The following is a 12,270-nucleotide window of genomic DNA, read 5'->3' as shown; positions in this document are numbered from 1 at the left end:
AAACCCATGAGTGATAAGGAAGTACTAGTAGTAGTTTCGAAGCTAAAGAACTACATCAAGGATGCAGCTGGTATGAATACGTCTGGAAACGTTCCAGCTCGTTTAACAGAGATTGTTCAGACGCTTTGCAACGAGGCTATCGAAAATGCTCGTAAGGATGGTCGAAAGACAGTAATGGATCGCGATTTCCAAGCTCCTTACTCAGCACAGGAAGCTGCTTAGTAAGCTTGCCCTGCCCTTGAGTGGGTAGGTACTTTGGTGGGGGGGAACCGAAAGTCCCCCCTGCACCATTTCGGTCTTCGGACTGTATCAGAACGAACATTGCCAGTGGTATTGTTAAGCATCGTGTTGTGCTTTAAATGCGTGCGGGCGTTCTGAATCGACCATCCCACGGTATCGGACTCCCCTTCAGACAGAGGGCGTTGTCTACTCTGAGTTTTTCAGTCAGGCGAGGTCTAAGTTCTAGCCCTTTTTAACTAGGGTTCAGGGGATATTCAAAACTCTTCATAGCCCTCTGTTGGGGCACCGGGTGTTTTTGTTTTGGGTTTTTCTCCGCTCATCGTGAATTCATTTGTGGAAGGACTTGCTAGAGTTTCACCTGGGGGCTTTGAGACTACACTCCGCTCAACTCGTTGCAGGAGTTCAATCAATTTCTCGGTTTTTACGGGCTTCATCAGATAGTCAATCGCCCCAGCAGCCATGGCTTGGTACACCTCTGAATTGTCTTCTAGGGCAGAGGTGATAACCACCGGAACTCCCTCAGTCTGAATGATGCCATTTTGTTCCTCGTATGCACGAATCGCTTGAAGAACCTCTTGCCCATCAGCAACGGGAAGCATGAGGTCAAGAAAGACGAGATCGAATGGCTCGTTGGCTTCAAATGCATCGCAGAACTTATCGAACGCTTCTTCACCATCAACGGCATGGTCGTACTCCGCATGTCGACCTACGACATATTTCATCAGATGCCCCGTAGTAGGGTCATCTTCTACTATCAGTACCCTCATTGTGACTGCTCCTGAGAGGTAGAGTCGGAAGATAATCTTGGACACTTAAGTTCTGGGCGCGGTCTATGGCAAAATGTCTACTAGGATTTCCTAGTTTCTCGACGGTTATCATGCTTCATGCTAGCATTTGGTCCGAATGAACTGGAGTCGAGAGTTATGATGTTTTCAGAAGAAGAGCGCATGCTTCAGGAAACCGTTCGTGAGTTTGTGAAGCGAGAAGTAGAGCCTCAGGCGCAAAATGCGGATATGAAAGAGAGCTTCAATATTGAACTCTTTCGTAAGCTCGGAGATATCGGGCTGCTTGGAGCGTCTGTAGATGAAGAGTTTGGTGGTTCGGGCTTGAGCCCACTCTCCATTGTTATGGCACATGAGGAATTATCCGCTTCAGACCCTGGATTGTGTCTCGCCTTTCTCGCGCACTCGTTGCTCTGCGTGAATAATATTGGAATCAATGGAAGTGCTGAGCAAAAAAAGAAGTATCTTCCGAAATTGTGTTCTGGTGAATGGATTGGTGCGATGGCCATGTCGGAGCCAGAAGCAGGCACCGACGTTCTTGGTATGCGAACGTTAGCGCAGCGTTCTGAGGATGGTTACGTTCTGAATGGACGGAAAATGTGGATCACAAATGGTGTTATCGATCAGCAGAAGACTCCTTGTGATGTTCTCTTTGTGTACGCGAAAACGGGTGAAGATCAGCAAGGTAGAATCGCTCTATCAAGCTTCATTGTTGAAGGTGGCCTGAAAGGCTTTTCGGTTGGGCAGCGTATTACTGAGAAGCTAGGAATGCGAGCTTCAAATACCGCAGAACTCTGCTTTGATGATTGCCAGCTCGCTTCAGATGCCCTCGTTGGGAATGAAGGAGAAGCGTTGTTGCACATGATGCGGAATCTTGAAATAGAACGATTAGGGCTGGCGGCAATGAGTCTCGGCATTGCTCGAAGAGCATTGCAGGTTATGGTTCGCTATGCGTCTGAACGAAAAGCATTTGGCAAAGAAATCAGTCAATTCGGTCAAATCCAGCAGTATATCGGCGATAGTTTTGCAGAATTTCAGGCAGCGCGTTCGTATGTTTACCAGGTAGCCCGAACACTGGATCTCAATGCTTCGGGTGCACGACTTGATTCGGATGGAGTAAAGCTCTTTGCAGCGCCAGTGGGAAAGCGAATTGCAGATCGAGCGATTCAAGTGCTTGGTGGTTATGGATATGTCGGAGAGTATGTCGTTGAGAGGTTATGGAGAGATGCGAAGTTGCTAGAGATTGGCGGAGGCACACTGGAGGCGCATCAAAAGAATATTACGAAGGATCTGTGTCGAGATTCTACTCCAATTGATAACGCTAGATTTTGATTTCATGCGAGAGAATACCGAGCGCAAATCCCATTATTTCAAAACGCATCGAAAGGCGTCGACGTTCATTTTTGTGGCGATGCTCTTTTTTGTACTTCCTCATCTTGGGCAAGCGGAACAATATCCGACGAAACCAATACGTTTCGTCGTTTATACGAACCCAGGAGGATTGATTGATGTAACAATTCGAAAACTAGCCCAAATTATAGAAGAGAGTTTAGAAAGTGAAGGAATCAGCACTCCAGTTATTGTGGAGAATAAAAGCGGAGCGGGGGGATTGGTTGCGATTCAGTATGTGCTCCGTCAGCCAGCCGATGGCCATACGATCTTTGCTCTTACCAGCTCTGTGATCTCTAAGGCTGTCCAGAGTAAGAGGACGCAACAGTTACATAAGCTCGCCATGCTCGTCAGGCTCGTTGATGACTACGAGTGTTTGATTGTGAAGCGTCAGGGAAGGTACCTGAAGCTAGACGATCTGAAAAATGTGATGAGAGAGCCTGAATCACGAGTCTTGTGGGTAGGGCCAGCTATTGGCGGAACTGACCATTTATTTGCGGTACGATTTTGGAATGCTATCGGTTCACGTGGCACATGGATTCCATACAAGAGTGGTGGGGAGGCAATTGGGGCTCTTCTCGGAGGACATGCAGATGTTTATGTCGGCAATCCTCAAGATGTTATGGGAAGGAATGATCTTCAGATTTTAGCGGTCGCTTCCCCAAAGCGTCTTCCACAATTTCCAGCGGCAGTAACGTTTGAGGAAAGCGGAGTAGGAGAGCTAACGGGTTCAAGTTTATGGAGAGGCTTAGCCATTCATCATGATACCCCCAATAGTATCCGTGAGCAGATATTAGGTCTCATTAAGAAATCAACAGAGTCTGTCGTATGGCGGAATTTTATCGAGCAATCAGGAGCCGAGGTGATTTTTGAGAGTGGGAAGCCTTTTGATGATTTGGTAGCCCTGCAAATAGAAAGGGATGCTAAACTCCTTAATACGCTTCCAAGAGGATAAAACAGTGGATGTTCTAAAAAGACTTCACAAGGAGAATGCGGATTGAAGAAAATACCAGTCGCTTCCTGTATTTTGTGGGCCAGTCTCTTCGCATTTGCGCTTTTCCCAGTGGTTGAGGTGCTGAGGCATGACACAGCGGGTGTTGCGAGTGCGCTGATGATGCCGCTTCTTATGGGATTCGCGATGGTCATAGCCATGTTTCGAGGAGCGATGAATAACCCCCAAAAAAATATGGTCATGATTCGCGATTCTACAGGAGCCAAGAGTGTGGTGCTGCTACTGATTGGCGTGACCATAACGTTATGCATTACGGCGTATGTTGGCTTTGTGGTGGCATCACTATGGCTGCTCTTTTTAGGTCTTTTTGCACTGGGAGAGCGTTCATGGTGGTATTATCTTGCTGCAATTACTGGATGGCTCTTTACGTTAGAGGTGGTTTTTAAGCTTCTACTGCGAGTTCCGTTGCCCGAGGGTATGTATCAGTTATGGTAGACGTATCAGGTCTCATTGGTGGTATCGACGTTGTTTTTTCGCTCTCTGGATTTCTATTTGTTTTGTTAGGAGTCTTCCTCGGGATTCTTATCGGAGCGACACCTGGCTTAAGTCCTTCTATGGGAGTAGCGCTCTTAGTCCCGTTGAGCTTTCGTATGGAGCCAGAAGTAGCCTTCGTGTTTTTCGTCGCAGTGTATCAGGCGAGTAATTATGGTGGCTCGATAACAGCAATCCTTCTTAATGCCCCTGGAACCCCGTCATCGGTCGTTACTGCCATGGATGGATATGTTTTAACCAAGAAAGGGCTGGCAGATAAAGCGCTCTCTTATGCAGTATTCTCTTCTGCTTTAGGGGGGTTAATAGGTGGAATTGTGTTGCTTCTCTTTACGGCACCGATAGCCAAGGTGGGGCTTATGTTTGGTCCGGCAGAATATTTTGCACTCGCTCTCCTCGGGCTTTGCACCGTTATTGGATTTCATAAGGGTTCAATGAGCAAGGCTTTCATCGCACTTTCATTTGGACTTTTATTGAGCACAATTGGAACGGATCCAATTACTGGCCAGGAGCGAATGACGTTTGGACTGATTGAGTTATACGATGGGGTATCTTTCATACCAGTAATGATCGGTTTCTTTGCTTTAGGGGAAATTTTCTCCAGAATTGAAGAAAATCAATTGGTCCTAGCCGCTCCGGCACGGCTTGAGCGAGTGGTATCACAGGTAAGATCTATCTGGGATAACAGGCGGCTGATCCTCCGCCCCCTTTTTCAGTCTTCAGTTATGGGCACTTTCATCGGTGTCATTCCTGGTGCAGGGAGTGCCGTTGCTTCATTTCTCGCCTATGGTCAGGCAGCGACTTATGCCAAGGATAAAGAGGAATATGGAGACGGTGCACTGACCGGAGTAATAGCGAGTGAGGCAGCAAATAGTAGTTCAGTAGGCGGTGCTTTGGTGCCCCTTGTTTCTTTGGGAATTCCAGGAAGTGCTACGGATGCTGTCTTGTTGGGAGCACTTGCTCTTCATGGTCTGGCTGTCGGACCTGAGTTAATGACCACAGAGCCACGATTAGTATATGGAATTTTTATCGCAGTGTTATTAGCGAATGTCATGATATTTTTATGCGGTATGTATGGAAATACACTTTTTGTTGCTGTTACTCGCATCTCTCCAAAGGTTCTCTATCCCATTATTTTATGCCTTGCGATGACCGGTAGTTTCACCATTCGGAATGCGATGATTGATTGTTGGGTATGCCTGATTGCAGGAGGATTAGGCTGGCTCGCAAAGCGTCAAGGGATACCTGCTGCTCCAATTATTTTAGGACTCGTATTAGGATCGCTTCTTGAAACAAACTTTCGCCGTTCGATTTTAATGGGAGGTATAGAGTTTTTCTTCACGAAGCCACTTGCCTTAGGGCTTTTGACATTATCACTTTTGTGCCTTATTACGCCCTTTACTCGTTCCCGGATGAATCGTTCTAAAGCGGTGCAGTGTAGTGGAAATTGATGAATATTTAGTGAAGTTCACTCCGCATTCTTTCTGCTTCTTCAGGAGACGTAATCCCCCCATATCGACAGAGAAACGCCTCTGACGCATCGAATCCTTGTATTGCCCATAAGTGAGCTGCTTCTGGGTCAAAACCACGAGCTTTCCATGCTCCAGCTATGCGTGCCTCGAAGAATCCTAAAGAGATCCAGTCAGAAAACTCTAGGGGAGAGATATCATATGCTCTCCAATAACCCGCTTGTTCTGCATTAAGGCCTAGCTGAATCCATTCACTTTTCTCCTCCTCAGAAAAGAGATTCGCATCATCAAATGAGAAGTGATCCTTGTTGAGTGAGAGGATGTGACGCATATCGTGTGCCTGGCACTGAAGGCTAGCAGGAATCAGAACGCATGAGTCATATATGCGCTGGAGAAGATACGCTGAAAACTCCTCAATGTCTGAAACCTCGACCAGGAGTTCTTTAGAATCTTCAATCAGATCAAGCGTTCCGACCAGGTGTGAGTGCCAGTGCTCATACATTTCTTTGAGACCAAAACTATCTGCATAGTAAAGTAATCCGTTGATATAGCTTTCTCTCGCTCGAAAGTGGCTTACATAGAATGCAGCCAATTCGCGAGCGGCCTGCTCGAATCCCTCAGATCGATGGGCGAGAACGGTTAGTAGCCGTTTTGCATGACGAGCTTTTGATTGCAATAAGTTTATTTGACCTTCATACAGGTCTCGAATCAAAGAATCAGTTTCATCAAAGCAGATAATGATAGTTTCTTCTTGTTGAAACCCGCTGAGTAATTCCTCGATATAGGGGAGATGTCTAGTTGTATTCTCTATACTTACCGCAGTTTCCGCAGGCAATTTCAGAAGAGTTCGGGTCAGTAGCCTCGTATCTTCTCCATTCATTGCGGCTCGGAGTGCATTGAGGACTGAGTGAGTAAAGTTTGATTCAGGGGAGGGAGTGGGATAGCTCATGATGGTCTCGCTACGAAGTGGTACTCGCACGGGAGTAATCTTGACGCTTCTCCTACTGGAGGAGGCTTCTCCTAGGAAGGGAATCGCCACGGTACCAATAAGTTAGCTCTCTGAAAGGAAAGGTCGGCTGAAAAGCAGAAAATCTGGAGTATTGGGCGCATTAAGGAGTATTAGGTATTCGGTATCCCTTTACATTAGTAATTTTATGTCCGCTTTCTACGTATTTTTTCTCGAAAAGACTCAGAGGAATGTCTACTGAATAATTTCTTTCGACATAAATCTCAGAAAAGCCAAGAATTCGCATGGACCGCGCAAACTCTATAGCAAACGTTGGCCAATTCGTCCGACATACGATCTGAGCCGTCAATTTTGGAAAGAGAGGCGCTACAGGCCATAGGTGAACTCTCCGTTTCATATGAGATTTTTTGGGCCATGGATTGGGATAGAGGAAAAATATCGAATCAAAATGAAGTTGATATTCATAGGCGAGTTGCAAAAATGCCATTAGTTCGGCTCGAAAGATCGCAAAATTTGAGGGAATAGACGAGCCGCCATCTCTTGGAATTTCTTCCGTCAGATTCCGACTATTAGCCCCTTGTTCGAGTCTTTTCGCTGACTTATCAACCCCAAGGACGAAGCTTTTTGGAAATGTGCGGGCTAAAAATTCTGTGCTGACTCCTGTCCCGCAACCTGCATCTAAAATCAGAGAAGACTTCCCACTGCTTTCATAGGCTGCAAGCGCTGTGTGAAACGAGTTTGTGGTATGAAGGGGAATTGGCTTTCGAAAGCCGACTGAGTACCTGCTCAAGATGCGTTCCACATCTCGAGAGGCAAACGTTTGCTTCGATGTTACGTGTCGTGAAGATGTTCGGTGCTCTCGGTGAGTCATATTTTAGTATAACGTTCGTAAGGTTGAGATATGGTACACATTTCTTTGCGGTCATGTAATACCCCACCATCGCCTATTCGTCGGCTGAGTTATTTGGCGAGTGCTGCTGAGCAAAAAGGAGTTACCCCATTTTATCTCAATATTGGTCAGCCCGATGTGCGCTGTCCTCAGGCTTTTTCTGACGGGGTTGCGCGATTTGCCAGTTCACATATTTCTTATGCACCATCAGAGGGGCTTTACGAACTTCGGGCAGAGTGGGCGAGGTGGGTCAATACCATTTTAGACGTGGATACTTCCCCAGAGCGTTATTTAATTACCATGGGAGCAAGTGAGGGTTTAGTTTTTTTATTTACTGCTTGCTGCGATCCTGGAGATGAGGTTCTGACATTCGACCCTACTTATGCGAACTATCTTGGCTTCGCTGCTCAGACTGGAGTTCGACTTATATCGCTAGAGAGCAGTTTTGAGGAAGAGTTTGCAATTCCTGATGATGCAATCATTACAAAACACTTAACGTCGCGTACACGGGCGATTCTTCTTTGCAATCCAAACAACCCAACGGGGGTTCTCTATGACACGAGTGAGCTCACTAGACTTCTTGAGTTATGCCGTCGGCATAATCTGTTTCTCATTCTCGATGAGACCTATCGGGAGCTTGTATTTGATGGACGGGAGCCAAGTTCAGGTATTTCATTAGCGAGCGATGATCCTCATCTGGTGGTGCTCGATAGTCTTTCAAAGCGATTTAGTCTATGTGGAGCGAGAATAGGAGCGCTGTATATTCCTTCACCAGACCTACGCGAGAAAATTCTATATCTTGCACAGGCTCGACTCTCTGCTCCGACGATAGAGCAGTTAGCTGCTATTCACATGCTGAAAGAAGTGCCGGCGAGCTATCTTCATGATGCCCGGAAGACCTATGAAAACCGCAGGGATTGCATGATCCATGCGCTTGAGAATATCGAGGGAGTATTCTGCTCGAGAGCTCAGGGAGCATTCTATCTGCTTGCGAAGCTCCCTGTTGAGGATGCAGAACATTTCGCACGGTTTCTCCTACAAGAATACGAGCAAGATGGGCAGACGTTGTTTGTTGCGCCCGCGCAGGGCTTTTATGCTTTGCCTGGAAAGGGGAGGTCGGAAATTCGGCTTGCGTTTGTCTTGGAGGAATCTTCACTACGCAGAGCGATATCGGTTCTTCAAGGGGGTCTTGCAGTTTACAACGCGTATTCGTAGCTGCCAGGGAATGCAGTTAGCGAAAGTCATGCTGACTCCTGTGCGTGAGAAAGGTGCTTAATTATTAGCGGAGAAGGCACTGCAGGGAGTTGGTTCTTTCAAAATATGCCCTGCGGTGCCTTCTCTGGATATGAGAGTTCCTTTAGCTTAAGCCGAAGCTGCTGCCTTTGATACCTCTTGAAGCTTTGGTGCTTTCTTCTCTTTTTTCGATTCACTATTCGCTTCAGTTGCCACCTCTTCAGTTTCGGCGCCACCAGTGATTCCAAGAGTGCTGAGAATCAAACCGCGAATTTCTGTTGCTACCTCTGGATTTTCTTTTAGAAAAAGCTTTGCGCCTTCTCTTCCTTGACCTAGCCTTTCTCCTTTATACGAGTACCACGCTCCGGCTTTATCAACGATGCCATGTTGAGAACCAAGATCAAGGAGCTCTCCATTTTGACTAATACCTTCATTGAAGATGATATCAAATTCAGCTTCTCTAAATGGTGGAGCAATCTTATTCTTTACAACCTTCACTCTTGTTCGGTTTCCAGTGACTTCAGCGTTATCTTTAATAGCGCCGATTCGTCGAATGTCTAATCGAACGGAGGAATAAAACTTTAAGGCATTTCCTCCTGTTGTGGTTTCTGGTGAGCCAAACATGACACCGATTTTCATTCTTATCTGATTAATGAAGAGGATGGTGGCATTGGACTTGGCAGTGAGTCCAGTAAGTTTGCGGAGACCTTTACTCATAAGCCTGGCATGAAGACCCATTTGCTGATCAGTCATTTCGCCATCTATCTCTGCTCTAGGCACAAGAGCCGCTACGGAATCGATTACAACGAGGTCTACAGACCCTGAACTAATAAGGGCTTCACAGATTTCAAGTGCCTGTTCCCCGCAGTCAGGTTGGCTAACTAAAAGCTTGCTTGTATCGACACCTAGTTTTCGAGCATAAGAGACATCGAGGGCATGTTCAGCGTCTATAAATACAACGGTGCCTCCCTGCCGTTGACATTCGGCGGCGAGATGGAGTGCGAGAGTCGTCTTCCCTGATGATTCTGGCCCATAGACTTCACAGATCCGACCTTTTGGAAGTCCGCCGGCACCGAGAGCAATATCCAGTCCGAGGCTCCCAGTAGGTATAGACTCGAGCTCCTCGATGGCGTCACTTGCGAGGTTCATGATGGCGCCTTTACCATACTTTTTTTCCAGTTGGCCCAGAGCTGCTTCAAGGCCCTTGTCTTTGTCGTTGTTATTGTTTGTTTTTGGCATTTTACTTTCCTTCTCGATGTGAGAGGACTCCGCTCATGGAAGTCGTCTCTTTGATATCTTTAAATAATCGCAGTGTACGCTGTGGATGGTTCCTTCACTTTCCTTTTGATACTTGGGGTCATGACGAGTAATAAGCCTACAGTGGATGATAATCTAACTGATTAATGTTAGTGAAGTTCTCGAATCACTCCGATCAGGCGTCCCTGTACGGCAACATCATCGAGCGTCATTGGATTCATCGACGCGTTGGCTGGAATCAGCATTACTTTTCCACTCTTGAGCCGTCGATACGTTTTAAGTGTTGCAGAACCATCTTCTAGTAAGGCAACTACTATCTGACCATTCTCTGCATATTCTTGTTTTTTGATAACTACTAAGTCTCCGTCACAAATATGAGCATCGATCATTGAGTCACCGCTTACCTCCAAACAGTAAACTTCTCCACGGCTATCAATCATACTGGCTGGAATTTCTACCATCGTTGTATTTTCAATTGCTTCTATCGGTAACCCAGCTGCAATCGTTCCGACAAGTGGAACTGAGGTCGGAGCGAGTTGAGGAGTAGAAATATCAATAAGTTCAATCATGCCGTCATCCCCTCGGCGGATGAATCCCTTATTCTCCAATCGCTCCAGGTGAAAGTGTGCAGTAGAGAGTGATTTGACTCCTATGTGGTGGGCGATATCCTTGAGGGTTGGACCGTATCCATTCTCGGCGAGAAAATTTCTCAGAAATTCAAGAGTTTGTCGTTGTACAGGGGCAAGGGTGCTGCTTTTGAACGTGTCAGAACTAGAGCCCTCAGCAGCCCTAGAGCCCTCAGCAGCCCTAGAGCCCTCAGCAGCCCTAGAGCCACTTGATTTCGCTTTTACGGCACTCTGACTCTGTTTTGTGGCATTCTTTCTATTCTTCATAAATTCACTCTCAAGATGCCCAGCTCTCATACGTTGTAGTGGGTCTGTGTGGTAGCCTGTTGGAACCCCAAATAACTATACTATTGGTATATCGAAAATAACTAGAAGCGCAAGGGGTTTTCATAAATAATTTCACCAAAGACTATTGGTTAGCCCCAGGGAGGACTTGTACAGCTCTACTCTAAACCTTTCCCGAGAGACGTCCGATAGTTGCAACAGTGTGTTCCCTAACGATTTTTAGACATCCTGAGTTTCTATGCGAAAGCAGATACGGCTATTAATAGTTGATGATAGTCCTGGGTATTCAGAGCTATTGAAGGATTCCTCTGATATTTGGAATGAGTATTACGAGGTTCTTGTCACTCATGTGGCGACAGCAAGTGAAGCCGTTCATCAGATTGCGGCAGGCGGGGCACACGTTGTCATGGTAGATGCACATCTTTCTTGCATCAATACTCTAGAGTTCGTGAAGGAGGTTTCTTGCAGCAGTTTACCTATCGTCGTGATGAGTGAGGGGTGTTCTACAGAGTTAGACGTGACTGTGCGTGAATGGGGAGCAGCAGATTACATCGCAAAAACGGCTGATCCAGACGAGGTAGAAAATACATTGATGAGGTTAGCCGAGCTATCGACTGATACATTACATGTACATTAATTGTGTCGGTTAATCCTTATGCTCTTTTCCAAGCTCGATGCTACGCTGCATTGCTCGTCTGAGACATTCTTGGATAGTAGCTTGTGCAGTGTCTCTTTTCAGTATCTCTACTCCAGCAGCCGTCGTCCCTTGGGGTGATGTCACCTGTGCTTCAAGCTCAGGAAGCGAGATTTCTGCATTTTCATAGAGAAGAGCTGAGCCTTTTAATGTTTCATGAATCAGCTCTTTGCCTTGAGCAGCCGTAAATCCAAGAGCGCATATTTCTTGGAATGCGCCTTCGAGAAGGTGAAACAAAAATCCTGGTCCAGAGCCAGAGATGGCAGTTGCAGCATCAACAAGTCTTTCTTCAGACGCTACAATTATTCTCCCACCGAGACCAAGCAGCCAGCGAGCCTCTTGTACGCTTTTAGATGGCGTCTCACCCGTGAAGAAGATGGTCGTTATTCCACCACCATACTGGACTGCAAGATTCGGCATGGCTCTAATAATTGCTAATCTCGGCGCATGAAGGAGTTGATCAATCCGAGCACAGGCAACACCTGCCATTAATGATATGACCGTACTCTCTTTATCAGTTATGGGGGAAAGAGTAGGCAGAACTTCTGCAGCAAGCTGCGGCTTGACAGCGATGACAACTATATCAGACTTGTTACTGACGTTGTGTGTGACAAAGTCTTCGACAGAAGAGTAGCTGGCTATCGTACTTTCTGGATCGGTAGCAGCAGCGGCTAGTGTGTCTTTTAGGGAGGAGATACATTGATCTCCAACATCTGGAACCGCTCTAAACATTGGGTCGATCAGATTCAGCTCAATAGGGATATCTCGAGTCGAGGAAGAAAAGAGAGAAGCAGCGAGCGCTTTCCCCATATTCCCTGCTCCAACAATTGTAATGCTTTTTTTATCGGTGGTATCAGCCATGATATGCGCAGTATTGCAAAGAAGAGAGGAGAGAATCAATCATAACTGGCGTAGCCTGCTCTCACCGCCGCCTTATA

13 protein-coding genes are annotated in these 12,270 nt (G+C 46.5%); 7 read left to right on the top strand and 6 right to left on the bottom strand.

Annotated features, from left to right (window positions below; genetic code table 11):
* Positions 1 to 6 precede the first annotated feature (6 nt).
* Positions 7 to 222: a hypothetical protein gene (locus EBR25_03025; GenBank protein ID NBW39956.1), complete on the top strand. Its 216-nt coding sequence runs from the start codon at positions 7 to 9 to the stop codon at positions 220 to 222.
* Between the two features lie 272 nt (positions 223 to 494).
* On the opposite strand, the gene EBR25_03020 is transcribed toward EBR25_03025, so the two are convergent.
* A complete protein-coding gene (locus EBR25_03020) occupies positions 495 to 1,007 on the bottom strand; it encodes a response regulator (GenBank protein NBW39955.1) in 513 nt (170 codons plus the stop codon).
* A 156-nt stretch (positions 1,008 to 1,163) separates the two neighbouring features.
* On the opposite strand from EBR25_03020, the gene EBR25_03015 reads away from it, so the two are divergent.
* Genes EBR25_03015 through EBR25_03000 form a run of 4 tightly spaced genes read left to right on the top strand, consistent with a single transcriptional unit; the run spans position 1,164 to position 5,363 of the window.
* On the top strand, positions 1,164 to 2,354 hold the full coding sequence (locus EBR25_03015; GenBank protein ID NBW39954.1) for an isovaleryl-CoA dehydrogenase: 1,191 nt from the start codon (positions 1,164 to 1,166) through the stop codon (positions 2,352 to 2,354).
* Positions 2,335 to 3,366 carry a tripartite tricarboxylate transporter substrate binding protein gene (locus EBR25_03010; protein ID NBW39953.1) on the top strand — a complete coding sequence of 344 codons (1,032 nt, stop codon included), beginning with the start codon at positions 2,335 to 2,337 and terminating at the stop codon, positions 3,364 to 3,366. The genes EBR25_03015 and EBR25_03010 overlap by 20 nt, the downstream gene beginning before the upstream one ends.
* Positions 3,367 to 3,408: 42 nt before the next feature.
* Positions 3,409 to 3,858 (top strand): hypothetical protein, encoded by a 450-nt coding sequence (locus EBR25_03005; protein NBW39952.1) that lies wholly within the window; start codon positions 3,409 to 3,411, stop codon positions 3,856 to 3,858.
* Positions 3,852 to 5,363, top strand: coding sequence for a C4-dicarboxylate ABC transporter permease (locus tag EBR25_03000; GenBank protein ID NBW39951.1), 1,512 nt, complete (start codon positions 3,852 to 3,854; stop codon positions 5,361 to 5,363). Before EBR25_03005 ends, EBR25_03000 begins: the two co-directional genes overlap by 7 nt.
* Before the next feature lie 7 nt (positions 5,364 to 5,370).
* Here EBR25_03000 and EBR25_02995 read toward each other — a convergent pair whose 3' ends face one another.
* Together EBR25_02995 and EBR25_02990 are read right to left on the bottom strand one after the other, a co-directional pair.
* Positions 5,371 to 6,360, bottom strand: a complete 990-nt coding sequence (locus EBR25_02995; protein NBW39950.1) for a hypothetical protein — start codon at positions 6,358 to 6,360, stop codon at positions 5,371 to 5,373.
* A 130-nt stretch (positions 6,361 to 6,490) separates the two neighbouring features.
* Positions 6,491 to 7,219, bottom strand: a complete 729-nt coding sequence (locus EBR25_02990) for a methyltransferase domain-containing protein (protein ID NBW39949.1) — start codon at positions 7,217 to 7,219, stop codon at positions 6,491 to 6,493.
* 30 nt (positions 7,220 to 7,249) lie between these two features.
* Here EBR25_02990 and EBR25_02985 point away from each other — a divergent pair, with 30 nt between their 5' ends.
* Positions 7,250 to 8,452 (top strand): aminotransferase class I/II-fold pyridoxal phosphate-dependent enzyme, encoded by a 1,203-nt coding sequence (locus EBR25_02985; GenBank protein NBW39948.1) that lies wholly within the window; start codon positions 7,250 to 7,252, stop codon positions 8,450 to 8,452.
* 147 nt (positions 8,453 to 8,599) lie between these two features.
* Here EBR25_02985 and recA read toward each other — a convergent pair whose 3' ends face one another.
* The gene (gene recA, locus EBR25_02980; GenBank protein ID NBW39947.1) at positions 8,600 to 9,709 is read right to left on the bottom strand and encodes a recombinase RecA; all 1,110 of its coding nucleotides are present in this window, start codon (positions 9,707 to 9,709) and stop codon (positions 8,600 to 8,602) included.
* 167 nt (positions 9,710 to 9,876) lie between these two features.
* Positions 9,877 to 10,650 (bottom strand): transcriptional repressor LexA, encoded by a 774-nt coding sequence (gene lexA, locus EBR25_02975; protein ID NBW39946.1) that lies wholly within the window; start codon positions 10,648 to 10,650, stop codon positions 9,877 to 9,879.
* Between the two features lie 226 nt (positions 10,651 to 10,876).
* Between lexA and EBR25_02970 the strand changes: the two genes are divergently transcribed.
* Complete coding sequence (locus EBR25_02970) at positions 10,877 to 11,275, top strand: DNA-binding response regulator (GenBank protein ID NBW39945.1); 399 nt, start codon at positions 10,877 to 10,879, stop codon at positions 11,273 to 11,275.
* Between the two features lie 9 nt (positions 11,276 to 11,284).
* Here EBR25_02970 and EBR25_02965 read toward each other — a convergent pair whose 3' ends face one another.
* Positions 11,285 to 12,232, bottom strand: a complete 948-nt coding sequence (locus EBR25_02965; GenBank protein NBW39944.1) for a hypothetical protein — start codon at positions 12,230 to 12,232, stop codon at positions 11,285 to 11,287.
* Positions 12,233 to 12,270: the final 38 nt, after the last annotated feature.

It is taken from the genome of bacterium (assembly GCA_009926305.1).
In the GTDB taxonomy this organism is placed as follows: Bacteria; Bdellovibrionota_C; UBA2361; order UBA2361; family RFPC01; genus RFPC01.
The sequence above is the reverse complement of the archived record's forward strand: the minus strand, read 5'-3'. Positions and strand labels throughout refer to the sequence as shown.